Below are 23,610 nucleotides of genomic sequence, written 5' to 3'. Positions count from 1 at the left end.
CTTATCAGTTAATCGACCCACACCGCGATTTCGTCACCGAAACGAATTCGCAGGCATAGGCTGACTGGTCTTTTTGTAAAAATACGATGTAGCGCGTGCCGTTGGCCACGGCCGCCTTGATCTCGTAGCCCTTGGCCACGAGATCGGCCATCGAGCCCCCACGCATCGCGGCAGACGCTTCGCTGTTGACGGAATCCTGTGCGGATGCCGCCGTCGCAAGCATAAGAAATCCTGCCATTGCCAGGGGCGCGAAACGCATCAGCGATCCACCTCACCGAACACGATATCGAGGGAGCCCAGCACGGCTGACACGTCGGCAAGCTGGTGTCCGCGACAGAGGAAGTCCATCGCCTGCAGATGCGCGTAGCCCGGGGCACGGATCTTGCAGCGATAGGGCTTGTTGCTACCGTCGGAGACGAGATAGACGCCGAATTCGCCCTTGGGCGCTTCAACGGCTGTATAAACCTCGCCGGCCGGCACGTGGTAGCCTTCGGTGTAGAGCTTGAAGTGGTGGATCAGCGCTTCCATCGAGCGCTTCATCTCACCACGTTTTGGCGGAACGATCTTACCGTCCATCGACGAGACCGGGCCAATCTTGGCATCGCCGAGCAGACGGTTCACGCACTGACGCATGATCTTGGCCGACTCGCGCATTTCGATCATGCGGATGAGGTAACGATCGAAGCAGTCACCGTTCTTGCCGATCGGAATGTCGAAATCCATGTCCGAATAGCATTCGTAGGGCTGCGAACGGCGCAGGTCCCAGGCAGCGCCGGAACCGCGAACCATCACGCCCGAGAAACCCCAGGCCCAGGCGTCTTCCAGCTTGACGACGCCGATGTCGACGTTGCGCTGCTTGAAGATGCGGTTGCCAGTCAGAAGCTCGTCGATATCGTCGACGGTCTTGAGGAACGGGTCGATCCACTTGCCGATATCCTCGACCAGCTCATGCGGCAGATCCTGGTGCACGCCGCCGGGACGGAAATAGGCCGAGTGCATGCGCGCGCCGCAGGCACGCTCATAGAACACCATCAGCTTTTCGCGCTCCTCGAAGCCCCAGAGCGGCGGCGTCAGCGCGCCGACGTCCATGGCCTGCGTGGTCACGTTCAGAAGATGCGACAGGATACGGCCGATTTCCGAATAGAGAACGCGGATCAGCTGGCCGCGGATCGGAACTTCGGTTCCGGTCAGCTTTTCCACTGCAAGCGCAAAAGCATGCTCCTGGTTCATCGGCGCGACGTAGTCGAGCCGATCGAAATAGGGAATCGCCTGCAGATAGGTCTTGGTTTCGATCAGCTTTTCGGTGCCGCGATGCAGCAGACCGATATGCGGGTCGACACGCTCGACGATTTCGCCATCAAGCTCGAGCACCAGACGAAGAACGCCGTGCGCCGCCGGATGCTGCGGACCAAAGTTGATGTTGAAATTGCGGACGTTATGTTCGGTCATACCGATTGCTCCAGGCCGGACGGCGCCCTCAAAGGGTCGCCGCGGGCCGACTTAGTCTCACCGTGCTTTCGCCTTCTCGTCGCCGGGCAGGACGTATTCCGTCCCTTCCCACGGGGAGAGGAAGTCGAAGTTACGGAATTCCTGCTTCAGTTCAACGGGCTCATAGATGACGCGCTTGGCTTCGTCATCATAGCGAACCTCGACAAACCCGGTGACCGGGAAGTCCTTGCGCAGCGGATGCCCTTCGAAACCGTAGTCCGTCAGGATGCGACGCAGGTCCGGATGGCCGGTAAACAGAATGCCATACATGTCGTAGGCTTCGCGTTCGAACCAGTCGGCGCCCGGAAAGACGCTGGTGGCCGACGGCACAGGCTCGCCTTCACCGGTCGCAACCTTGATGCGCACGCGGAAATTCTGGCGTGGCGACAGCAGGTGGTAGACGACATCGAAACGGTCCGGCCGCTGAGGCCAGTCGACACCGCAAACATCGACGAAGTTGATGAAGGCGCACTGCACGTCGTCGCGCAGGAACGTCAAGAGCTCGATCAGGTTTGCAGCCGTCGTCGTCAGCGTCAGTTCGCCGTAGTTGATGGCGGCATCCGAAATCAGCTGGCTGCGCGTCTCGCGCAGATAGGAGGCAAGCTCGTTCAGGGCTTCACTCATGTTAAGGACCCCCTACCCTTAGCGTTCGATCGTGCCGGTCCGGCGGATCTTCTTCTGCAGCAAAAGCACGCCGTAAAGCAGCGCTTCTGCTGTGGGAGGACAGCCTGGCACATAGATATCAACGGGCACGACACGGTCGCAGCCACGCACGACGGAATAGGAATAGTGATAGTAGCCGCCGCCATTGGCACACGAGCCCATCGAGATCACGTAACGCGGCTCCGGCATCTGGTCGTAGACCTTGCGGAGCGCTGGCGCCATCTTGTTGGTCAGGGTGCCGGCGACGATCATCACATCGGACTGGCGCGGTGAAGCGCGCGGCGCGAAGCCGAAGCGCTCGGCGTCGTAACGCGGCATCGACATCTGCATCATCTCGACGGCGCAGCAGGCAAGACCGAAGGTCATCCACATCAGCGAACCAGTGCGCGCCCAATTGATGAGCTCGTCGGTCGACGTAACCAGAAAACCCTTGTCGGCGAGCTCATTGTTGATCTCGCCGAAGAATGCATCATTGCTGCCGATCGGCTTGCCGGTCGAGGGATCGATGATCCCCTTCGGCTTGGGCGCAACGAGCGTGGTGCCGGATGCTAGTTCCATTCCAGCGCTCCCTTCTTCCATTCATAGATAAAGCCGATCGTCAGCACACTGAGGAAGACCATCATGGACCAGAATCCGAACCAGCCCAGCTGGTGGAACGAGACGGCCCACGGAAAGAGGAAGGCGACTTCCAAGTCGAAGATGATGAAGAGGATCGACACAAGATAGAAACGAATGTCGAACTTCATTCGAGCGTCGTCGAACGCATTGAAACCGCATTCGTAGGCCGACAGCTTTTCCGAATCAGGCGCCTTGAACGCGACGGCGAAGGGGGCAATCAAAAGTGCCACGCCGATCACAAGTGCGATTCCAATGAAAATCGCGATCGGAACATAGGAACCGAGAAGTTCAGTCATTGTTATCCGTCCCTGCCTGCGGGAGGGCGCATGGGAGAGCGCCAAACAACAAATCTCGCAGGCCGAAAAATATGTTGCAACGCCAGAGTGGTTAGCGCAGCCCGCGCTTGCGCGCAAGCCTTCGAGGGCCATTTAAACCGGTTCGCGGCACAGGATTGGACGACGTGTCGCGGCAAAGCGCTGATTTGCAGGCACGGGCAGACTTTACGGTAAAAGCGACGCCAGAAGGACAGATTGCCGCACTGCAAAAAACAGAATTTGCAGTGACGTTGTATCGGAGGAATCAAGAGGTAAATGGCGCGAGTGACGGGGCTCGAACCCGCGACCTCCGGCGTGACAGGCCGGCACTCTAACCGACTGAGCTACACCCGCGCATATGACCCAAGGGGTCAGTATTACCACCATCGGCGCTTCGTGAGAATGCCTCAAGTCAAACCATGTCAAGAATGGCGCGAGTGACGGGGCTCGAACCCGCGACCTCCGGCGTGACAGGCCGGCACTCTAACCGACTGAGCTACACCCGCATCATCTTGAAGTGGCTGGAGCGTTTCCGCCCCGGCACCGAGCGGGCTTGCCCGTTCGATGAGCGGCTAACTAAGCGGTTCGCATTTGGGTGTCAAGCGTGTTTGGAGACAAATCCATAACGGAGCCAATTTTGATCCACAGGCAATGTCAAAGCCGCCCTCGACCTCCCCTTAAGAGAGAGGGCCCCTGCCCTTTGCGCAGCAGCCGGCTCTGGCGTGAGGAAAGACAATGCACAGATACATGCCAGCGACTGATGGATTCGGATGAAAGTCGTCGCGTGGCCAATCACCTTTTTCCACAGTCGCCGCTCTCCGCTTTTTTCCACAATGTGAAAACCCGGCAACTCCTGCACTTTTGTCGCCTCGTGCAAAAAAAATCAAAAAAACGACGGAAATGCTCTTGCGGTTTTTTTCGGTTACGCCTAGATCACGGCCACCGACGCGGCGGACACATCCGGTCCGAACGCTGAAGGGCGATTAGCTCAGTTGGTAGAGCGCCTCGTTTACACCGAGGATGTCGGGAGTTCGAGTCTCTCATCGCCCACCATTTTTTCCTTGGAACTTCCACCGCCGACTCAACAAGCGCATTTGCGTTCATGTTTTCACTGTCGAACTGTCCGTGGCCAAAATTCTGCGCTTCCTGTGTTCAGGCGTTCATCAGATCGAGCTGTCGGTACCGTGACCCAAGGCAAACGCCCGCACAGGCTTCGACGATAGAGCGACCTGCGCCTTTCGCGCGATGCAACCGAATTTGTTGAAAGCGATCCTTACGCCACGTGCGCTGTGAACGCGCTGGCGACAGATTCGTCACGAATCGCAAAGCAGCAGACGAGCAAAAGAATCAGCTAGCTGCCGCGATACTGTTCGTCGGTGACATGCTCCAGCCAGTCGACCGCCTTGCCGTCGAGCGCTTCCTGGATGGCGAGGTGAACCATGGCCGTGTCAGGCGCGGCACCGTGCCAATGTTTTTCGCCTGGCGGAAACCAGACCACGTCTCCCGTACGAATCTCACGCACCGGCTCGCCCCAGACCTGCGCCAGGCCTCTGCCCGATGTCACCACCAGCGTCTGCCCAAGCGGATGCGTATGCCATGCGGTCCGCGCGCCGGGCTCGAAGGTCACGTTGACGGCGCGCACACGGGCCGGCTCTGCTGCCTCGATGACGGGATCCTGCCTGACTGTCCCGGTGAAGTAGTCGGCCGAGGGTCGTGTCGACGCTCGCGATCCGCTGGGTATGATTTCCATCTGCCGTTCCTCCGGGTTTCCGTCACGATCATTCGCCGACGGCATGTCGGCATCATAACCTGTGGATAGTCACTTCCGGGCACGCCGTTCGGGCAATATCGCAAAGATGCTCGTGGTGCGTCAGGTAGATCACCTGCCCGACGCGGGCCATATCCGCCATCAGCTCGAAGGCGCGACCGGCGCGGCCGTCGTCAAACGTCTCCATGATGTCGTCTGCGATGAAGGGCAAGGTTTCGCGCGCCGCGGCGACCTCGTGATAGCCGGCGATCCTGAGCGACAGATAAAGCTGAAAGCGCGTCCCCTTGGAAAGATCGCGCGCCAGCTTGGACCCGCCAGTTGCGGCGTTGGCAATCAGGAATTCCTGACCCTTGTCGGCCTGCGCCGACAGGCTGGAATATTCTCCACCGCTGATGCGGCTGAAGGTTTCCGAGGCGCGCCGCATCATGCCGCTGCGATGGCGCTCGCGAAAGAGCCGGAGTGCCTGCTCGGCGGCGATCAGGCCGGCTCTCAGCTTGAGATAGCCGAGCGCCTTGGCCTCGATCTCCAGAAGCAGCGTGCGGCGACGCTGATCGAGTGCTGCGACAGCGTCGTCGCCGGCGATATTGGCGAGCGCCCCTTCCTTCGTCCGCATGTCGGCGTGCAATTCACTTACATCACGGTCGCTCTCTTCAAGCAGCGCCTCGACGCGAGCCAGTTCCAGCCGCACCGCTTCGTCGTCAAGCGCAGCCAGCAACGCCTCGGCGTCTTCGCTGCGGGCGACACCAAGGCGCTGCGCAAGGTCGGCCTCCGATTCGGCAATGCGCTGGCGCAGCCGTTCCTGCTCGCGGGAAGCGTCGAGCCGCAAGCCGGCTTCATCCAATGTCTCGCAGTCGAAGAAGTCGAGGACCAGACGTTTGCGGGCAATGTGAAGATCCTGCTCGGCAGCAACGCTGCGTTTCTCCTCCTCAAGGCGGGCAAGCTCCGTCAACAGCGTAGCGCGCCGATCCTCCTGCTTTTCAGCCTCTGCGGCACGCGCCTTCATGGCGGCGAAAATCGCAAGCGTATCTCCGGTGTCGGGCACACCGGCAAGATTTGCGATCGCCGCTTCAAAAGCCACTTGATCCTTGCGCATGCCGGCGACGCGGTGATCGAGATCGGCCTTGCGCTGCACCAGCTTGTCGAGATCCTGCAAGACCGCGAGCATGGGGGCGATTTGATCCGGCAGCAGCTGTTCCGGCCGACCGGCAAGCCAGGTGGTTGAGAGCAGATCGTCCCATTGCTCCCGCCAGGAGCACAGGGCGTCCTCGGCTTGCGCCAAGATCGACTTACGCTGCTCCAGCGCGTCACTGGAACGTCGGACCGCCTCGCGCGCCGCCTTGCCGGCAGAAAAAGCCGCCTGGGCCTGCCCGACAGCATTCTCGGCAAAGGCCATGAGATCGTCGAGCCGTTGCGGCAAACGCTCGGTCACACCGATCTCGGCAAGTGAATCCTTCAGAACATCGCGCGCGTCATTCTCGTCGGCCTGGGCGCGATCGAGCTCCAGCCGCGTAGAACGCTGTTGTGTGCGGACATCGAGCGCCGCGAGCCGGGACACGAGCCAGGCTTCCAGCTGCGTCAACTGCGTGACGTCAGGTAAACCGCTTGCAGAGGCTGTTGCTTTGACCGCCTGTGCAAGTGCAGACGCCTCCTCGGCGAGCGAGCATTGTTGTCGCCCAAGCTCATCAAGACGCGCCCGGCGCTCGGCGATCGACAAAGCGAGCGAGCGCATATCCGCGACCTTTGCTGCCTCGGCGAGCCGCAATGCCGTCGCATCGTCGTCGCGACCCAACGCGTCCTCAAAGATTTCCGCAGTCGTCGCATCCAACCGGACCTTGTGCCGCTCCCAGGCGTGTTGTCGCTGCTGGCGAATCTCGATGGACGCCCGGTCGTCAAGGGCGCCGCCCGAAGCAATCAGGGCCGCGAGGCGAGCTTCCTCTCCGGCCAGTTGTTCAGTTTCGCTCGCGACGCGGTCGGCAAGGCGCAGGCGCCTTTGGTCCTGCGCCGCCGTGTCGCGTCGCCAGGTCTCGATCGTGCCGGCAGCGGGCACAGTCAGGCCAAGCAGATCATCGGCGCTGCCTGAATAGGGTTTCAAAGCCGCCAGCTTGTCGGCAAGCTCTGCATCCAGGCGTTCGAGCACTTGTCGGGTGGCCTGCAGGCGCAGGGAGCAATCATCCTGCCGAACACGCCGCAAGCGCTCGACAAACGCGCTCGGATCGATGGCCGAGCTGCGTTCGGCCTGCAGCCGCGCCAGCTCGTCTGTCGCCTCCCGCTCCATCCGTTTTGCCCCATCCGCCTCCTGTCGAGCCGATGCCGCACGCTCCTGCAACGCGGAATGCCGCCGTGAGAGTTCCTGCAGGCGAGCGCCTGTGGCCGTCGGCAACAGCAGCGATGCCGGATCCTGGTCGCCGCGCTCGCCGAGCCTAACGAGGCAGGCAGAAATTTCGATATTTGTCCGCGACAGTTCGTCGATCCGTGCGGGCATGTCGCGCGCGGCTGTGACGTAACGCGCATCGAGCGCCGTCTCCTGCAGCGCGTTCAAACGTTCCACCAGGATGAGGGCCGCCTTGTCATGCGGCAGGACCTCCAGCTCTTCCTGCCGACGGCGACTTTCGTCCGCGAGTTGACGCAACCTGGTCGCAATTTCGATGTCGCGCCGTCGCAGTGCGGGCAGTTCTGCGGCCCACTCGGCCGGCGCTGGCGGCAAGGCCGGCGCCTTTGCCAGATCAATGCGCAAGCCACACAGGCGCCGGAAGAGCGGCAAGGCATCGATCTGCGCTCGCAGGCGATCGCGCTCCACTCGCAGTTCGACGCGCCGCGCCATGGCCGCGTCGTGGCGCTCGCGGGCGGCAAGAAGCGTCTTGCGCAGCGATGCATATTCACGCGCATTGACGTCCAGCCCGTTGCGCTCGACTTTCAACGCATCGAGTTCGGCCTTCAGCTCGGAAAGCTGATGCTTGCGTGCCTGGGGTCGATAGAAGGCATCCGCCTCGGCGCGCAGGATAGACAGGATCGCAGCGCTGTCCGGCAGACCTGAACTGGCGGAAAAGAGCAGGGAGCCGAGTTCGCCCTCGCTCTTCAGGATCGCCTCCCCTCCCTGCTCGATACTGTCGTCGTCGAGCGAGAACATCATGCGGTAGGTCGCGCGGTCGATCGAGCCGGGCGCGGCGGAAAACAGATTGTCCGGCAACGGCTGATCGTCGGCACCGACCAGCGTGTTGGTCTTGCGCTTTATCCGGAAGGCCTGATGGGTGCGGCCGGCCGCCTCGATCGTGCCGCCAACCCGCATCGTCTGATAGGCGTGCAGAAAGCCGTAGGAGCTGTAATGCTCGATGCCGAAGAGCAGGTCGAGGAAGCCCGAAAACAGCGTCGACTTGCCGGCCTCGTTCGGGCCGTAAACGATATGCAGGTCTGGCCTACCTGATATCGCCGGACCGAAGTCGAGGCGCCGCTCGGTAAACTTGCCGTACCGCACCAGGTCGAGTTCGCGCAGCCGCATCAGCGTGAACCCTCGCCTGCATTGCCATGAAGGTGTGCGAGCACCTCCGCAGCACCGGAGACACCGGCATCGAACGCCAGTCTTTCGACCGCCGCCTCATCCGGCGCCAGAACCTGGCGCAGGTCCGGCGGTAACTGCTGCAGCAATTCCTCGACCGCAGAGCGCACTTCCTGACGGAAACCGTGGGCCGGCAGGACATCGCTGCCGACAAGGGCCGCCAGTTCGTCGACCGGATCAGCCATAACCGCCCCCGCCTCTGCACCAGGACTGCGGCAATCGAGCTCGATTTTCTCGACCCAGCAGCCGCCGTTGCCCGCAGCCACATTGTCGATCTCGGCCCGGAGCAGATCGCCATCACGGCGCATGCGCCAGGAAAGCGGCGTCGCGCCAGTCAGTGTCAGGCGGAAGATCACATTGTCGGCAGCGGTCGTCTCGCGCGACTGCAAGAAAGCGTTCCCGACCGTATCAAGCATATCGCCCCACTCGGAAACGCCGGTGAGGTCAAGGCTGATCCGCTCGAAGGTGGCAAGGCCGATTGCCCGCTCCTCGATCGAAACCCGCCCTTCGTCGGTCACCGTCACCAACGTCACGCCCTTGCTGTCGGCTTCGTTGATGTCGCGCCCCTGCGGCATGCCCGGCATGACGACGAAAGGTTCGCTGGCATGGACCTGACGCTGATGGACATGGCCGAGCGCCCAATAGTCGAAGCCGTGCGCCTGGAGATCCGCCACGCTGCAGGGAGCATAGAGGTCATGGCCGGCAGCGCCGGCGAGGCTCGTGTGCAACATGCCGATATTGATCGCGTCGGCGACCGGTGACTGAAAGGACGGCAGCAAGCTTTCCGACGCATGGGCGTTCGCAAAGCTCACACCATGGATATAGACATCGCGGCCGCTCTCCAGCGTCTTTGCGAGGACTGCCTTGCCGCGGCCCTTGAAGACGTGTGTCGATGGCGAGAGCGTCAGCTCGTTCGTCACTTGCGATTGGGCATCGTGATTGCCGCGGATGATGAAGACCCGGATGCCGGCCTCGTCGAGCCGGCGCAGTTCGCCAGCGAGAAACAGCGCGGTGTTCATCGAGGTCTGGCTGCCATCATAAAGGTCGCCGGCGATCAGCAAGGCATCGACCTCTTCGGCAAGGCAAAGATCGACGATCCTCACAAGCGCTTGCCTGGTCGCACCGCGCACGATGTCGGCGAGCTCGGCATTTCGAAGCGCAAGGCTGCGCAGCGGGGAATCAAGATGAAGATCGGCGGTGTGAACGAAGCGGAAGGACATGGCCGACCATGGCCCGTGGGAGCAGCACCCGTCAATGCGCCGGACACCGTCATCCACGCGGATGCGCCCGTCACTCGCCGTTATTTCAGGGCAGTTAAGTAAAGCCAGCGCTCATACGTAATGACTGGAGTTTCGACTTGAAACGTTCTGCCGCAAAAGCGCGCGCCCCTATGTGCAAATATCAGATTATACTCACTTTAATCGATTAGCGCTTTTGTAAGAACTTGTTGGCTAGGTTCCGCTCGGCTGCATTTTGCGTGCGGCCAAGCACAGGAATGACTCCCTGCTTCGGCATCCGCTCCGTCATGACGATCAAGAGCCGGAACGACTTATTCATGCACAAGCTTTTACGGACGCCGTTCCTCCGGAGTTATTCATGTCGCGCCTAAAGATATCACACACCCTTATTGCCCTTTTCCTGATGGTTGGCCTCATCGTCACCGTTCTGGCCGTCGCCTCGCTTGGCGGCATCAAGATGATGAACGAGCGCAACAACGAGATTGCCACCACGTGGCTGCCGCGTGTCTCGCTCTCGCGCGCACTGGAAACCCAGCTTTCGGACACACGCATGTCGTTTGCCCGGCACCTGATCTCGCTGACCCCCTTCGAGAAGAAGGCGGCCGAGAAGGTCATCGGCGAAACCGTAGATGGCTTCAACAAGCTTTCGGACGAATACGCCGCCCTGATGGTCAACGACGCCGACAAGGCAGCACTTGAAAAGGTCAAGAGCGCCTATGAGGCCTACCTCTCGGTTTCCGCCGGCATGGTCAAGCTCTCCAACAATCTCGAGAATATGAAGGCGCAAAGCGTGTTCAAGGTCGAGATGCGCGAGAGGGAACAGCAGGTCGACCAGGCGATCAAGGAAATGCGCGCGCTCAATCTGGCCGGCGCCGACGCTGCCGTTGCTGACAGCTCCACCACGCACGACCAGATCCGTATGATCGAAATGGCTGTCATCGCGGTTGCGGCTCTCATCGTCCTCGGCGCTATTTTCTACGCAATCCGCGGCATTGCCCGTCCAATCCAGATCATCACCCGCTCGATGGCAGGTCTCGCAAATGGCGATACGGCCACCGCCATTCCCTATGGCGTGCGCAAGGACGAGATCGGCGAGATGGCGCGCGCCGTCGAGGTCTTCCGCGAGGCGGCCATCTCCAATCTTCAGCTCGAGGAAGATGCCAAGGTCCAGCGTTCGCAGGCAGAGGCCGAGCGTCACCGCGTGACCGAAGAGGCCGAGGCGGCCGCACAGCTCCGTCTGCAGGAAGCGACAGCCGGCCTTGCAACCGGTCTTCGCCGCCTGGCGGCCGGCGATCTCGCCTTCCAGCTCAACGAACCTTTCGCACCGGATTTCGAACAGCTGCGTCACGACCTCAACCAGGCCGTTGCCCAGCTGGCCGATACACTGGCTGCCGTCTCCTCCAGCTCGGGCAGCATCGACAGCGGTGCACGCGAAGTCAGCCAGAGCGCCGACGATCTGTCACGTCGCACCGAACAGCAGGCCGCGTCGCTGGAAGAAACGGCAGCCGCCCTCGACCAGATCACGGTCAATGTCGGCAGCTCGTCCAAGCGCACCAACGAAGCCCGCGCCATTGCCAGCCAGGCAAACGAAAGCGCCCACAAGTCCGGCGCCATCGTCTCCGGCGCAATCGACGCCATGGGCCGCATCGAGCATTCGTCGAGCCAAATCTCCAACATCATCGGCGTCATCGACGAAATCGCCTTCCAGACCAACCTGCTGGCGCTGAATGCCGGCGTGGAAGCAGCGCGCGCCGGTGATGCCGGCAAGGGATTTGCCGTCGTCGCCCAGGAAGTGCGCGAACTCGCACAGCGTTCGGCCAATGCCGCCAAGGAGATCAAGGACCTGATCCGCAATTCAGCGGTGGAAGTGCAGAGCGGCGTCAAACTCGTGCGTGAAACCGGCGAGGCTCTGCGCACGATCGAAGGCTTTATCGTCACGATCAACCAGCACATGGACGCGATCGCCGTTTCGGCACAGGAACAGTCCGCCGGGCTTTCCGAGGTCAACACCGCCGTCAACCAGATGGACCAGGTGACCCAGCAGAACGCCGCAATGGTCGAAGAGGCGAACGCCGCAAGCGCGACGCTGGCACAGGAGGCCGGCCGTCTTCGCGAACTGATCGCTCGCTTCACATTGGCCCAGGATTCGGGCCACGGTTACGCGCCTTGGACCGGCTCATCGCGCCGGGCAGCATAGTCCGAACGGGTGAAATTCTTGGCACTACAAGTGAAACGGCCTCCGGAAACGGAGGCCGTTTCTTGCTTGCGGAGGTCGTTACCGTGAAATTGCAGAGGTTTTAGTCGACAAATGTAGCAATTGTAACTATCAATAATGTTGCTGCCATTTGACATGGCACCTCACAATTTTCCAACGATGATCATGAAGAAGACATTCGAAGTTTCCGACAGACTGTTTGAGCTTTATCACCGCGTCCACCGGCTCGTGAACGAGTCGATGACGGAGGAAGGCGTTTCGCTGGCGCGGAGCAAATTCCTGTTCTTCCTGAGCAAGCTCGGCCCCTGTCGCTCGACGGATATCGCCTGCGCGCTGAACTTTGCGCCGCGCACCGTCACCGAAGCGATCGACGGCCTCGAGCGCGACCGATTGGTGATGCGCAAACCCGATCCCGAGGATCGCCGCGCCAAGATCGTCTCGATCACCGACACGGGACGCGTGATCCTGGAGGCAGCCGAACACCCGCGCAAACAGCTGATCGAGGAGATCTTCTCCGCGCTCGACGACAAGGAGCTCGGTCAGCTCTTCGATATCGTCGGCAAACTCGTCGACAAGACCGACGAAATTCGCAAGCGCAAGGATGAGGCCGAAGCAGCACAGATTGCGGTCGCTCGCTAGGCCCGCCCTTCCCCCAGCCTTTACAGATAGCCGAAACAGAAAGAGGCCGGGACGTCATGTCCCGGCCTCTTTCGTTTTTCTCCTGGCCCGACGATTACATCGCGTCGATGGCACCGATGGAGAAGAACAGTGTCTCGCCGGAGGAATCGTCGACGCCGTCATTGTCGGTGACGACATAGCCGTTGCCGGCGGCATCGACGGTGAAGCCTTCGACCTTGTCGACGACGTAACCCTTCAGGGCCCTCAGATCGGGAAGGAGGTCGCGAACCTCTTCCTTCTTGACGACAGGAAGCTCGCCGCCAAGGGCTGCCGGCTTCAGGTCGGCAAGGGCGACACGGTAGAGCTTCTTCAGCTTGGCTGCCTGGCCGATCAGGTTGTCTCGCTCGATGATATAGGCATAATCGCCGTGGACGGAGATTTCCGACAGGCCGACCCAGCCGCCATCCGCCTTCTCGAGCGGATAACGCACAGCACCCCATTCCTCGCTCGACGGCTTGTAGGAGACGAGCTTGACGAAGCCCTTCTCGTCGTCCTTCCATTCGCGCTGGACGGCCATCCAGAGAACCTGATCGTCGCCTTCGCCGACAACCGTTACACCCTCGAAGCCGAAGCGGCTCTCGCCTGCACGCAGAGTTTCGGGCAGGGCGATCTCCTTCTTGATCTCGCCCTTCTTGTTCACACGCAGCAGCGCGTGGCTGTAGAGCTTGTCGGCGTTGCCTTCCGAAGCGAGCCAGAAGCCCCCTTCCCCATCATTGGCGATGCCTTCGATGTCGAGCTTCTGTGCCGGGGCGCCATCGCGGGTGATCCGAAGCGTCTCGGTGATCAACGCCGGCTTCTGCGTCGCATCGATGGTGAAGATGGTCGGCTGCGATGCATAAACCGAATCGTTGACTGCGCGCAGGAAGCCCGGCTTGTCGGCAACGGCTGCGAGGCCCGACAAGGCTCCGAAGCCCACCGGCAGACCATCCTTGTCCGCCGAACGGATCTGCGGATAGGCGGCTTCACCTTCGCCACGCTCGTAGATCATCACATGCGAGCGAGCGCCGCCGTCTTCGCCGAGATCGACCTCGTTGGCGGTCGCAAGCAGATTGCGCGACGGGATCGCGACGGCACCCTCCGGCGAGATGCCCGACGGCAGCAATTGCAGCAGTTCCGGCTCGGCGCCGGTGTCCTTGTAAACGCCGACGACGGATGCACGTTCGGCAAGCACGAAGAACAGATTGTCTTCGCCGAACTTGGCAGCCTCGAGGCCTTCCGGCTCGACGCCCTTGGCCGACGAGCGCTTCTCGGGATAGTGGCCGATCGAAGCGATCTCGTGTTCGAAACTCGCACCCGATTCGAACAGGACCTTACCGGCCGTATCGAAGATGGTGAAGCCGCGCGAACCGCCCTCATAGTCACCTTCGTTGGCGACGACGATGCGATTGTCGTCGAGCCACTTGACGGCGTCAGGCTCGCGCTTGCGGCCCGGTTGCTCGTCCATGAAGGCGATAGCGCCGTCACGCTTGGCGTCGATGTCCCTAAGGTCGACCGCGCCAGCGGAGAAATGCGTCTTTACCGTCGCCGACTTGCCGTCGATGATGACGATGTGGTTGTTCTCCTGCAGCGTCAGCGCAATCTCGTCCTTGCCGTTGAAGGACACGAATTCCGGCTCCGGGTCGTCGCCTGCAACCTCGGCAAGACCGGTGAGGGTCACGTGCTTGATCGTCGCGCAATCGGCACCACCATCCTTCAGAGACAGGATCACCAGGTCGCCGGCAGGCATCTGCGGGATCTTGCCGTCGTTGACCTCTTCATCGCGCTCATTCTCGATCGCGATCGCAGCAATGGTCCGGTCCTTGTTGACCGCGACGGAGTCCGGCTGGCCGCCGAGATCGCAGGTCGACTCGACCTTCTTCGAGGCAACGTCGACGGTAGCGAGAAAGCCGGAAGGCTTGGTGAAGCTTTCGCGTGTGTTGACCGCGATCAGGGCCTTGGTACCGGCGACGGTTACCGAGGTCGGCTCGCCATCGAACGACACGATACCGGCCGCCTTCGGCGCCTTGGCGTCGGTGATATCGATAAGGCCGATGCGCTTGCCCGGGCTATCGGAATAGATCAGCGTATTGCCGTCTTCGGTGGCGGTAATGATTTCCGCGGATGTCGCGTCCTTGCGGGCATCGCCCTCCGGCAGATTGTCGGCAACGGCGAAGGACGCAATACGATTGAACACCGGTTCGGCGGCAGCCGGAAAGGCAACGGACGCAAGAAGTATGGCGGCAAGTGCCGTTCTGCATGATGAAATGGTCATGAAAAATCCCCCATGTCGAATATTCAAAACAAGGGGGTTCTGCGGGATGGCGATGACAGGCGCATGACAGTCCCGCGCCTTTGTTGTGCAGCGTTGTCTTACGCGGTCGCGCGCTCGCGTTTCATCTCGTTGCGCATGATGAAAAGCGAGGCGCCGAGGATCAGGACCGCCCCCAGCCACAGATAGCCGCTCGGCGCATAACCGAAGACGAGCCAGCCGGCGAGAACGTTGAGCGGTAGCTTGAGATCGTCGAAAGGCTGCACATACGCTGCGTCTGCGACGGTATAGGCAAGCGTCAACAGATACTGTGCCACCACGGTCAAAAGCCCCGCCAGCACCAATAGCGCAAGGATAGTTCCACTCGGCACGACAAACCCTGCCGACAGCGCCAGCACACCATTGATCGGCGTCAGAAGCACGAGCAACCAGACCGTTATCGTCTCAGGGCGCTCGATGCCTGTCAGGCTCTTGGTGATCAGCGACGCCGCCCCCCAGAGCAGCGCCGAGAAAACCGGCAGCAGCGCTGCCCAGGTGAAGCTTTCCGACCAGGGCTGCAGGATGATCGTGGCGCCGGCAAAGCCGACTGCCGCCGCTGCCCAGCGTGCCGGACCAACGCGTTCGCCCAGGAAGAGCCGCGCACCAAGAATGATGAAAAATGGCGATGTCATCACCAGCGCGATCGCCTGCCAGATCGGAACAGAAGCCAGGCCCGAAACCCAGGCCCCTACGCCGAGCGCCGCAAAGGCAACGCGAATGACGTGACGCCAGGGGTAATCGGTGCGCATGGCCGACAGGCCGGCGCGAAACAGGAACGGCAGGGAGAAGACGAGTGCAAATGCATATTGCCAGAAGGCAGTCGAGGTGGCGGAAAAGCCGAGTTGCATCGTCATCCATTGCGTGACGACATTCAGGAGAGCAAAGGCGACGCCGGCCAGTATCATCCAGGCCGCACCGGCCATGGCACGGGAGGTGAAAAGTGCTTGGGTCGTCTCGCTCATGTCCTTCATCCGCAAACAGGGACCTACACAAATCAGGACACATGAGCGCAGGATGCGACGACGGACCGCCCGCCCGTCGCACCCACGATCATTCTCTTTCATCCGGACTGTGACCGTCGGCTCCGGAATCGCACCGGATCTGCTAACCTTCCGACACGACAGCGCCTGAAGTGCTCGCGGGCTTGGGCCTGCTGCATAATTCCTTAAATCCAATCCGATTTAAGGAGAAAATTATGCAGCAGCTTTCAAGTGTCACAGCGTCCGTTGCGCGTCATATTTGACGCGCGGCGCTGAGCCCTTACCGCCGGTGGGGAGTTTCACCCCGCCCTGAGAACAGGGCTGAGCCGTAGACCAAAGACCGCGCTGCTGCAAGGGCAGCCGAAACGCAAAAGGGTCCGGCGTGAACCGAACCCTTCAAGACTTGGACGGCCGGCCTCGTATCCGGCCGTCAAGCAAACCTATCAGCCGTTAACGGCATCCTTCAGGCCCTTGCCGGCCGTGAACTTCGGAACGTTGCGTGCCGGGATGTCAACTTCAGCGCCCGTGGACGGGTTGCGGCCCTTGGAGGCTTCGCGACGCGAAACGGAGAAGTTGCCGAAACCGACGAGGCGAATGTCGCCACCGTCCTTAAGTTCAGCCTGGATGGTCTCGAAAACTGCATCAACTGCGGAAGATGCGTCGGTCTTGGAAAGTCCGGCCTTCTCAGCAACGGCAGACACGAGCTCATTTTTGTTCATGTTTCCACCCCTTTCAAAATGGTTCGAAACGACTGTGTTTTTAAGCCGCGGCGGCTTGCGCATCGCCCGCGTCTTGCCATTCCCAATTGCGCCTAATCCCTTGGAATGCAAGGCTTGCAGCATGCTTTTACAACAAAAAAGACCGGCCAGAGGCCGGTCTTCCTTGTTTTTCTGCCAAATGGGCCTGACGGGAACACAATTGCACCCGCCCGGTCCTGTCAATCAGTGGGCGATGGAAGCGCCCGCTTCGTCCTGCGAATCAACCGCGGCGACGGTTGCCGGCTCATTTGCCGGGTCCCATTCGATCGGCTCCGGGACGCGGACCAGAGCGTGCTCGAGCACTTCACCCATCCGCGAAACGGGGATGATCTCCAGCACGTTCTTCACGTTGTCCGGGATCTCGGCGAGATCCTTGGCGTTTTCCTCGGGGATCAGCACCTTCTTGATGCCGCCGCGAACGGCCGCCAGCAGTTTTTCCTTCAGTCCTCCGATCGGCAGCACGCGGCCGCGAAGGGTGATCTCACCCGTCATCGCCACGTCCTTGGAGATCGGAATACCGGTCATGACAGAGACGATCGCTGTTGCCATGGCAACACCGGCCGACGGGCCATCCTTGGGCGTCGCGCCTTCCGGCAAGTGCACGTGGATGTCGCGCTTGTCGAACAGCGGCGGCTCAATGCCGAAGTCGATCGCCCGCGAGCGGACATAGGATGCCGCCGCCGAAATCGATTCCTTCATCACGTCGCGCAGGTTGCCGGTGACGGTCATGCGGCCCTTGCCGGGCATCATGACGCCTTCGATCGTCAGCAGTTCGCCGCCGACCTCGGTCCAGGCAAGACCTGTGACCACACCGACCTGATCGTCGCGTTCGGCTTCGCCGTGACGATAACGCGGTACGCCAAGGTAGTCCTGGATGTTGCCGGCAGTGACTGCCACTGCCTTGGCCTTGCCCTTGATGATCTCGGTTACCGCCTTGCGGGCGAGCTTCATCAGTTCGCGCTCGAAGTTACGAACGCCGGCTTCGCGTGTGTAGGTCTGGATGATCGCCATCAGCGCACCGTCGGTGACCGAAAACTCTTTCGGCTGCAGCGCGTGATCGCGGATCGCCTTCGGCAGCAGGTGCCGCTTGGCGATTTCCAGCTTTTCCTCTTCGGTGTAGCCGGCAATACGGATCACTTCCATGCGGTCCATCAGCGGCGCCGGAATGTTCAGCGTGTTCGCCGTGGTGATGAACATCACGTTGGACAGATCGTATTCGACTTCAAGGTAGTGATCCATGAAGGTCGAGTTCTGTTCTGGATCCAGCACCTCCAGCAGAGCCGAGGACGGGTCGCCACGGAAGTCCTGGCCCATCTTGTCGATCTCGTCGAACAGGAAGAGCGGGTTGGACTTCTTCGCCTTCTTCATCGACTGGACGACCTTGCCGGGCATCGAGCCAATGTAGGTGCGGCGGTGACCGCGGATTTCGGCTTCGTCACGAACGCCACCCAGCGCCATGCGCACGTATTCGCGGCCGGTCGCCTTGGCGATCGACTTGGCAAGCGAAGTCTTGCCGACGCCCGGAGGGCCGACGAGGCACAGGATCGGGCCTTTGATCTTCGTCGAACGGGCCTGGACGGCGAGATATTCGACGATGCGCTCCTTGACCTTGTCGAGGCCGAAGTGATCGACGTTGAGCACTTCCTCGGCATGGTTCAGATCGGTCTTGATCTTGGACTTCTTGCCCCACGGCATGCCAAGCAGCCAATCCAGATAGTTGCGCACGACGGTTGCTTCCGCCGACATCGGGCTCATCTGGCGCAGCTTCTTCAGCTCGGCGTCGGCCTTTTCGCGCGCTTCCTTGGAAAGCTTGGTCTTGGCGATGCGCTCTTCGATTTCGGCCATCTCGTCGCGGCCGTCTTCACCGTCGCCGAGTTCCTTCTGGATCGCCTTCATCTGTTCGTTGAGGTAGTACTCGCGTTGGGTCTTCTCCATCTGGCGCTTGACGCGCGAACGGATACGCTTTTCCACCTGCAGGACGGAGATCTCACCTTCCATGAAGCCGAGCGCCTTTTCCAGGCGCATCTTCACGCTGGTGGTTTCCAGCATTTCCTGCTTTTCGACGATCTTGATCGATAGATGCGATGCGACGGTGTCGGCAAGCTTCGAATAATCTTCGATCTGGCTCGCGACGCCGACGACTTCCGGAGAAATCTTCTTGTTGAGTTTCACGTAGCTTTCGAATTCGGAGACGACCGAGCGGCTGAGCGCCTCGATCTCGACCGGATCTTCTTCCGGCTCGTCGAGCGCCTGTGCGGACGCTTCGTAGAATTCTTCGCGCGGCGTGTAGCTGTCGATCTTGGCGCGCGTGCGCCCTTCGACCAGCACCTTGACGGTGCCGTCGGGCAGCTTCAGGAGCTGCAGGACATTGGCAATCGTGCCCACCTGGTAGATCGCCGAGGCTTCCGGATCGTCGTCCGTCGCGTTGATCTGGGTGGCAAGCATGATCTGCTTGTCGGTCCCCATGACTTCTTCAAGCGCACGGATGGACTTTTCACGGCCGACAAAGAGCGGCACGATCATGTGCGGGAAGACTACAATGTCGCGAAGCGGCAAGACCGGATAGGTCGCGCTTTCAGTCGCCGGAGACGTTTTGCTCGTCATGTCATTTCCTTTCCGTCCCGATTTCGGGCCCGTTCCCGGGAGCCACAGCGGCACTCCCGGTTGTCATATTTTCCACATGAAAGTGGAGTGCTAGAGAGTCCTTTTCAAGGCTCGCCGCAACATCCACCATCAGTGGCCGGGTCCTTCTGACTACGCTTTATTGCTGTTGCGTACCTTGCGACGGAAAACGAGGCTTCAAGGATATGCAACGGCCGAGGCCCTCTACTGAATCGTCACATCATTGCGTTGTTAAGACACTTTAGCAACAACCGAATTGTTAAATCGTCCCCCGCGCAAGCCATCTCAACAACTAAGTGCAAGGCCATGAAAAAGCCCGCACGAGGCGGGCTTTTTCAGGTCCGATCTGTGGGCCTGCGATCAGGCCGAAACGTTCGCCTTCTCTTCCGAGCGCTCGGAATAGATGTAGAGCGGCCGCGCCGCACCCTTCACCACCTCGTCGGAGATCACGACTTCGCGAACGCCTTCGAGCGTCGGCAGCTCGAACATCGTGTCGAGCAGGATCTTTTCCATGATCGAGCGCAGGCCACGGGCGCCGGTCTTGCGCACGATGGCGCGACGGGCGATCTCGCGCAGCGCGTCCTCGTGGAAGGTCAGTTCGACGTCCTCCATCTCGAACAGCCGCTGGTACTGCTTGATCAGAGCGTTCTTCGGCTCGGACAGGATCTGGATCAGCGCGTCCTCATCGAGGTCTTCGAGCGTTGCCAGAACCGGCAGACGGCCGATGAATTCCGGGATCAGGCCGAACTTAACCAGATCTTCCGGCTCGAGTTCGCGCAGAACTTCGCCGACGCGGCGATCTTCCGGCGAGCGAACCGTCGCGCCGAAACCGATCGACGTCTTCTCGCCACGGGCGGAGATGATCTTATCGAGGCCGGCGAAGGCGCCGCCGCAGATGAACAGGATATTGGTGGTATCCACCTGCAGGAATTCCTGCTGAGGATGCTTGCGGCCACCCTGAGGCGGCACCGAAGCAACAGTGCCTTCCATGATCTTCAAGAGCGCCTGCTGCACGCCCTCACCGGAAACGTCACGGGTGATCGACGGGTTGTCGGATTTGCGCGAGATCTTGTCGACTTCGTCAATGTAGACGATGCCGCGCTGGGCGCGCTCGACATTGTAGTCGGCAGCCTGCAGCAGCTTCAGGATGATGTTTTCGACGTCTTCACCGACATAGCCGGCTTCCGTCAGCGTCGTCGCATCGGCCATCGTGAAGGGCACGTCGATGATGCGTGCAAGCGTCTGTGCGAGATAGGTCTTGCCGCAACCGGTCGGGCCGACGAGCATGATGTTCGACTTCGCCAGCTCCACATCGCTGCCCTTGGCCGCATGGGCCAGACGCTTGTAGTGGTTGTGCACGGCGACCGAAAGAATGCGCTTCGCCTGCTGCTGGCCGATGACGTACTCGTCGAGGACCTTGATGATTTCCTGGGGGGTCGGAACGCCATCGCGGGACTTGACCATCGAGGTCTTGTTCTCTTCGCGAATGATGTCCATGCAGAGCTCGACGCATTCATCGCAGATGAAGACCGTCGGTCCGGCAATCAGTTTGCGGACTTCGTGCTGGCTCTTGCCGCAAAACGAACAATAAAGCGTATTCTTCGAGTCACCGCCGTTGCTACCGCTGACCTTGCTCATTTCCATTTCCTTCCAGCACGCCGGACATCTTCGGAAAAGATATCACGGACCACTCAATTCGCCCCGCGCAAAGACCTGCGCCGCATTAAGAGGGCTTCCGGGAGTACTCACCGTATCAGGGCATTTTGCCCAAGATTCGGCCGCAACGACTCTCCCACCTAACTCTGAACCCTATGTCTTCACAGCTCAATAGAACATTAAGGGGTCATCTTAGCGGCTTTACCCCCTCGATAAAGCCCTTTCACCATTACAATTGTGTCACAATTGCATCTATCGTGACACAAAAGCGCGTTATCACGCCTGCTCTGCAGCCTCGATCGCTTCGCGCGACGTGATGACCTTGTCGATCAGACCCCAGTCGAGCGCTTCGTCGGAACTCATGAAATGGTCGCGATCGAGCGTCTGTTCAACCTCTTCGTAGGTCCGGCCGCAATGCTTGACGTAAACCTCGTTCAGGCGCCGCTTCATCTTGAGGATGTCCTTGGCGTGACGCTCGATATCAGAGGCCTGGCCCTGGAAGCCACCGGACGGCTGATGCACCATGATGCGCGAGTTCGGGGTGGCGAAACGCATGTCCTTGTGGCCGGCAGCCAGCAGGAGCGAACCCATCGAGGCGGCCTGACCGATGCACAGCGTCGAAACCGCCGGCTTGATAAACTGCATGGTGTCGTAGATCGCCATACCGGCGGTAACGACGCCACCCGGCGAATTGATGTAGAGAGCGATTTCCTTCTTCGGGTTTTCTGCCTCGAGGAAAAGAAGCTGGGCGCAGACGAGCGTTGCCATCTGATCTTCGACCGGACCGGTCAGGAAGATGATGCGCTCTTTCAGAAGGCGCGAAAAGATATCGTAGGAACGTTCGCCGCGGTTGGTCTGCTCCACAACCATCGGCACCAGCGCCATGGCGGTATCAACTGGATTTCTCATATCGAACCTTCATCAATCGGGCCCGCAATGCCTTTGCGAACCGGGAATCACAGGATTAGCCTTCTGCCCCTACATAGAGTGTCAACACCCTTCACTTCAAGTCGCCAACCTCCGATAACCTTAATCGGCGGCGCCCTTCCAGCCTAAGAACAGCGGTCCTCCACACGTGATTGCTGATAGAACATTTTTTCGCCGCCGCCTTTGCCAACGCCCTGGCTTTTGCGCTTTCCGCACAGCATTCGCCACCGCTGGGTAAACGGACGGTAAACGGCGCGCCCGCCACGGCGGACCTCAAAGCTGCGATTCGATCGGCAGGATACGGATGATCCCGGCGATAACGCGCCTCAGCAGGCTGGCGTCGGGCTCGCGCCGCAGCCGCCGCTCGGTCCCGTTGGTTCGGTCACGCCAGACGAGCCGCGCACCTTCAAGGCTTAGCCGATAACTGACGGACGGGGCCGTCTCGTCCTCAAACATCGTGGCGAGTTCGCCGGCAAGTGCTGCATCCACAAACACAACGCCCATTTCGGTGTTCAGCGATGCCGACCGCGGGTCGAAATTCATCGAACCGACGAAGCCGTTCAGACCATCGACCACAAAGGCCTTGCTGTGCAGGCTCGCATTGCGCCGGCCAAACAGCGACATACGATGACTCTCGACCGTATCGCCCTGCTCTTTCAGTTCGAAAAGCTCGACACCGGCGCGAACGAGGTTTCGACGGTACTTCACATAGCCACCATGAACGGCCGCGACGTCGGTCGCAGCCAGTGAATTTGTCAGCACCGCGACGCGGATGCCCTTTTTCACAAGCGCCGTCAGTTCGCGCGTCCCGGCCGTGCCGGGAATGAAATAGGGCGAAATGATGCGCAGATCGTTCTTTGCCGCCTGGATCAGCGGGAAGAGTTCGCGCAGCAGCCAGTTCTGCCGCTTTTGCATCAGCGCCTTCTCGGGCGGGTCGGCCTCAAGGCGAACGTTGTCGATCCAGTACAGCCTTCTCGAGCCGCTATAGAACGTCTCTTCGGCCATCGCGTCAGTCACGCGCTCCAGATAGAAACGGGCGGCAGGCGTGCGCGCATGGGCATCGAGCGCCTCCCTCAGCGCCGGCAGATATTGCTTGCGGGGGGTGCGCAGTTTGGCGATCGGCAGCACGGACGTGCTGTTCCAATAGCGATCGAACATTGCCGTTGCCTGATCGACCACCGGCCCGATCATCCAGAGATCGAGGTCACGAAAGTTTGAAAGCTCGGCCGCGTCGAAATAGGCATCGCCGATATTGCGCCCGCCGGCGATGGCCAGGCGCGCATCGGAAACCCACAGCTTGTTGTGCATGCGGCGTGTGGCGCTGAAAGCGCGGATGGCCATCTCGAAACCCCGGCGGATACGATCGGTGCGGGCACGGCTTGGATTGAAGAGCCGGACCTCAATGTTCTCGTGGGCATCAAGCGCGATGCACATCCGGTCGTGGATGCCGGCGTTGATATCATCGAGCAGCAGGCGGACGTGGACGCCGCGGTCGGCAGCCGTCAGGATTTCACGCGTGAGCAAGAGACCGGTCAAGTCATCCTTCCAGTAGTAGTATTGCAGGTCGAGGCCGCGGCCGGCCCTGCGAGCCGCATGCGCCCTGACGACGAAAGCTTCGATGTTGTCAGAGACCAGCGATATGCCGTTCTTTCCGGAACGGGTGCGAAGCAGCGGGCCTATGGCCCGATCGAGTTCGGTATCGGCGTCAGCGACAGGGAGTGCAGCAGACGGGTCTCCATGGGGACGCCGACCGAAGCGGCCATAGACATAGAAAATCGCCGCACCGAACGCGCCGCCGATGGCGACAACGGCAACAATGACAAAGGACAACATCACCTGCCCGCC

Annotated in this window: 17 protein-coding genes, 3 tRNA genes and 1 riboswitch; of the genes, 3 read left to right on the top strand and 17 right to left on the bottom strand. The window is 60.7% G+C overall.

The window, feature by feature from the left end:
• Nucleotides 1–4: 4 nt before the first annotated feature.
• The 7 genes from J3R84_RS04995 to J3R84_RS04965 all read right to left on the bottom strand — a co-directional run bounded on the left by J3R84_RS04995 (nt 5) and on the right by J3R84_RS04965 (nt 3,589).
• Complete coding sequence (locus J3R84_RS04995) at nt 5–259, bottom strand: hypothetical protein (protein ID WP_025426584.1); 255 nt, start codon at nt 257–259, stop codon at nt 5–7.
• Nucleotides 259–1,449 carry an NADH-quinone oxidoreductase subunit D gene (locus J3R84_RS04990; RefSeq protein WP_025426583.1) on the bottom strand — a complete coding sequence of 397 codons (1,191 nt, stop codon included), beginning with the start codon at nt 1,447–1,449 and terminating at the stop codon, nt 259–261. The genes J3R84_RS04995 and J3R84_RS04990 overlap by 1 nt, the downstream gene beginning before the upstream one ends.
• A gap of 57 nt (nt 1,450–1,506) precedes the next feature.
• Complete coding sequence (locus J3R84_RS04985) at nt 1,507–2,112, bottom strand: NADH-quinone oxidoreductase subunit C (protein WP_025426582.1); 606 nt, start codon at nt 2,110–2,112, stop codon at nt 1,507–1,509.
• Nucleotides 2,113–2,130: 18 nt separating this feature from the next.
• On the bottom strand, nt 2,131–2,709 hold the full coding sequence (locus J3R84_RS04980) for a NuoB/complex I 20 kDa subunit family protein (protein WP_025426581.1): 579 nt from the start codon (nt 2,707–2,709) through the stop codon (nt 2,131–2,133).
• Complete coding sequence (locus J3R84_RS04975) at nt 2,700–3,065, bottom strand: NADH-quinone oxidoreductase subunit A (protein WP_025426580.1); 366 nt, start codon at nt 3,063–3,065, stop codon at nt 2,700–2,702. Before J3R84_RS04975 ends, J3R84_RS04980 begins: the two co-directional genes overlap by 10 nt.
• A gap of 295 nt (nt 3,066–3,360) precedes the next feature.
• Nucleotides 3,361–3,437: transfer RNA gene (locus J3R84_RS04970), tRNA-Asp, on the bottom strand.
• A gap of 75 nt (nt 3,438–3,512) precedes the next feature.
• Nucleotides 3,513–3,589, bottom strand: a tRNA-Asp gene (locus J3R84_RS04965).
• A gap of 471 nt (nt 3,590–4,060) precedes the next feature.
• On the opposite strand from J3R84_RS04965, the gene J3R84_RS04960 reads away from it, so the two are divergent.
• Nucleotides 4,061–4,136, top strand: a tRNA-Val gene (locus tag J3R84_RS04960).
• A 298-nt stretch (nt 4,137–4,434) separates the two neighbouring features.
• Here the strand turns inward: J3R84_RS04960 and J3R84_RS04955 are convergent.
• From J3R84_RS04955 to J3R84_RS04945, 3 genes are read right to left on the bottom strand one after another with little or no spacing between them, the layout of a single operon-like run.
• The gene (locus tag J3R84_RS04955) at nt 4,435–4,833 is read right to left on the bottom strand and encodes a (R)-mandelonitrile lyase (protein WP_025426579.1); all 399 of its coding nucleotides are present in this window, start codon (nt 4,831–4,833) and stop codon (nt 4,435–4,437) included.
• A 52-nt stretch (nt 4,834–4,885) separates the two neighbouring features.
• Nucleotides 4,886–8,347: an ATP-binding protein gene (locus tag J3R84_RS04950; protein WP_203527282.1), complete on the bottom strand. Its 3,462-nt coding sequence runs from the start codon at nt 8,345–8,347 to the stop codon at nt 4,886–4,888.
• Entirely contained in the window at nt 8,347–9,624 is a 1,278-nt protein-coding gene (locus tag J3R84_RS04945) for a metallophosphoesterase family protein (RefSeq protein ID WP_057211429.1), read from the bottom strand. The genes J3R84_RS04950 and J3R84_RS04945 overlap by 1 nt, the downstream gene beginning before the upstream one ends.
• Before the next feature lie 376 nt (nt 9,625–10,000).
• Between J3R84_RS04945 and J3R84_RS04940 the strand changes: the two genes are divergently transcribed.
• Entirely contained in the window at nt 10,001–11,839 is a 1,839-nt protein-coding gene (locus J3R84_RS04940; RefSeq protein ID WP_025426576.1) for a HAMP domain-containing methyl-accepting chemotaxis protein, read from the top strand.
• A gap of 183 nt (nt 11,840–12,022) precedes the next feature.
• Nucleotides 12,023–12,496: a MarR family winged helix-turn-helix transcriptional regulator gene (locus tag J3R84_RS04935; RefSeq protein ID WP_025426575.1), complete on the top strand. Its 474-nt coding sequence runs from the start codon at nt 12,023–12,025 to the stop codon at nt 12,494–12,496.
• Between the two features lie 94 nt (nt 12,497–12,590).
• Here the strand turns inward: J3R84_RS04935 and J3R84_RS04930 are convergent, their stop codons facing one another.
• From J3R84_RS04930 to J3R84_RS04900, 7 genes are all read right to left on the bottom strand, one after another.
• Nucleotides 12,591–14,786: an esterase-like activity of phytase family protein gene (locus J3R84_RS04930; RefSeq protein ID WP_057221474.1), complete on the bottom strand. Its 2,196-nt coding sequence runs from the start codon at nt 14,784–14,786 to the stop codon at nt 12,591–12,593.
• Nucleotides 14,787–14,884: 98 nt separating this feature from the next.
• Nucleotides 14,885–15,793 carry a DMT family transporter gene (locus tag J3R84_RS04925; RefSeq protein ID WP_371412277.1) on the bottom strand — a complete coding sequence of 303 codons (909 nt, stop codon included), beginning with the start codon at nt 15,791–15,793 and terminating at the stop codon, nt 14,885–14,887.
• 77 nt (nt 15,794–15,870) lie between these two features.
• Nucleotides 15,871–16,123, bottom strand: a riboswitch (FMN riboswitch).
• Between the two features lie 122 nt (nt 16,124–16,245).
• On the bottom strand, nt 16,246–16,521 hold the full coding sequence (hupB, locus tag J3R84_RS04920) for a DNA-binding protein HupB (RefSeq protein WP_025426572.1): 276 nt from the start codon (nt 16,519–16,521) through the stop codon (nt 16,246–16,248).
• 222 nt (nt 16,522–16,743) lie between these two features.
• On the bottom strand, nt 16,744–19,164 hold the full coding sequence (lon, locus tag J3R84_RS04915; protein WP_025426571.1) for an endopeptidase La: 2,421 nt from the start codon (nt 19,162–19,164) through the stop codon (nt 16,744–16,746).
• 378 nt (nt 19,165–19,542) lie between these two features.
• The gene (gene clpX, locus J3R84_RS04910; RefSeq protein WP_025426570.1) at nt 19,543–20,820 is read right to left on the bottom strand and encodes an ATP-dependent Clp protease ATP-binding subunit ClpX; all 1,278 of its coding nucleotides are present in this window, start codon (nt 20,818–20,820) and stop codon (nt 19,543–19,545) included.
• A gap of 294 nt (nt 20,821–21,114) precedes the next feature.
• Nucleotides 21,115–21,747 (bottom strand): ATP-dependent Clp endopeptidase proteolytic subunit ClpP, encoded by a 633-nt coding sequence (clpP, locus tag J3R84_RS04905; RefSeq protein ID WP_025426569.1) that lies wholly within the window; start codon nt 21,745–21,747, stop codon nt 21,115–21,117.
• A 291-nt stretch (nt 21,748–22,038) separates the two neighbouring features.
• Nucleotides 22,039–23,598, bottom strand: a complete 1,560-nt coding sequence (locus J3R84_RS04900) for a phospholipase D family protein (protein WP_025426568.1) — start codon at nt 23,596–23,598, stop codon at nt 22,039–22,041.
• Between the last annotated feature and the right edge of the window lie 12 nt (nt 23,599–23,610).

Source organism: Ensifer canadensis, from assembly GCF_017488845.2.
GTDB classification, from domain to species: domain Bacteria; phylum Pseudomonadota; class Alphaproteobacteria; order Rhizobiales; family Rhizobiaceae; genus Ensifer; species Ensifer canadensis.
Note: the sequence above shows the minus strand (reverse complement) of the source record. Positions and strands in the feature narration are given on the sequence as shown.

What these genes read in the sequence shown, in the direction of transcription:
- hupB (WP_025426572.1), bottom strand. Translation starts at nt 16,521, where the DNA reads ATGAACAAAAATGAGCTCGTGTCTGCCGTTGCTGAGAAGGCCGGACTT.
- lon (WP_025426571.1), bottom strand. Translation starts at nt 19,164, where the DNA reads ATGACGAGCAAAACGTCTCCGGCGACTGAAAGCGCGACCTATCCGGTC.
- J3R84_RS04945 (WP_057211429.1), bottom strand. Translation starts at nt 9,624, where the DNA reads ATGTCCTTCCGCTTCGTTCACACCGCCGATCTTCATCTTGATTCCCCG.
- J3R84_RS04975 (WP_025426580.1), bottom strand. Translation starts at nt 3,065, where the DNA reads ATGACTGAACTTCTCGGTTCCTATGTTCCGATCGCGATTTTCATTGGA.
- J3R84_RS04940 (WP_025426576.1), top strand. Translation starts at nt 10,001, where the DNA reads ATGTCGCGCCTAAAGATATCACACACCCTTATTGCCCTTTTCCTGATG.
- J3R84_RS04930 (WP_057221474.1), bottom strand. Translation starts at nt 14,786, where the DNA reads ATGACCATTTCATCATGCAGAACGGCACTTGCCGCCATACTTCTTGCG.
- J3R84_RS04980 (WP_025426581.1), bottom strand. Translation starts at nt 2,709, where the DNA reads ATGGAACTAGCATCCGGCACCACGCTCGTTGCGCCCAAGCCGAAGGGG.
- J3R84_RS04900 (WP_025426568.1), bottom strand. Translation starts at nt 23,598, where the DNA reads ATGTTGTCCTTTGTCATTGTTGCCGTTGTCGCCATCGGCGGCGCGTTC.
- J3R84_RS04985 (WP_025426582.1), bottom strand. Translation starts at nt 2,112, where the DNA reads ATGAGTGAAGCCCTGAACGAGCTTGCCTCCTATCTGCGCGAGACGCGC.
- J3R84_RS04925 (WP_371412277.1), bottom strand. Translation starts at nt 15,793, where the DNA reads ATGAAGGACATGAGCGAGACGACCCAAGCACTTTTCACCTCCCGTGCC.
- clpX (WP_025426570.1), bottom strand. Translation starts at nt 20,820, where the DNA reads ATGAGCAAGGTCAGCGGTAGCAACGGCGGTGACTCGAAGAATACGCTT.
- J3R84_RS04955 (WP_025426579.1), bottom strand. Translation starts at nt 4,833, where the DNA reads ATGGAAATCATACCCAGCGGATCGCGAGCGTCGACACGACCCTCGGCC.
- J3R84_RS04995 (WP_025426584.1), bottom strand. Translation starts at nt 259, where the DNA reads ATGCGTTTCGCGCCCCTGGCAATGGCAGGATTTCTTATGCTTGCGACG.
- J3R84_RS04935 (WP_025426575.1), top strand. Translation starts at nt 12,023, where the DNA reads ATGAAGAAGACATTCGAAGTTTCCGACAGACTGTTTGAGCTTTATCAC.
- J3R84_RS04950 (WP_203527282.1), bottom strand. Translation starts at nt 8,347, where the DNA reads ATGCGGCTGCGCGAACTCGACCTGGTGCGGTACGGCAAGTTTACCGAG.
- clpP (WP_025426569.1), bottom strand. Translation starts at nt 21,747, where the DNA reads ATGAGAAATCCAGTTGATACCGCCATGGCGCTGGTGCCGATGGTTGTG.
- J3R84_RS04990 (WP_025426583.1), bottom strand. Translation starts at nt 1,449, where the DNA reads ATGACCGAACATAACGTCCGCAATTTCAACATCAACTTTGGTCCGCAG.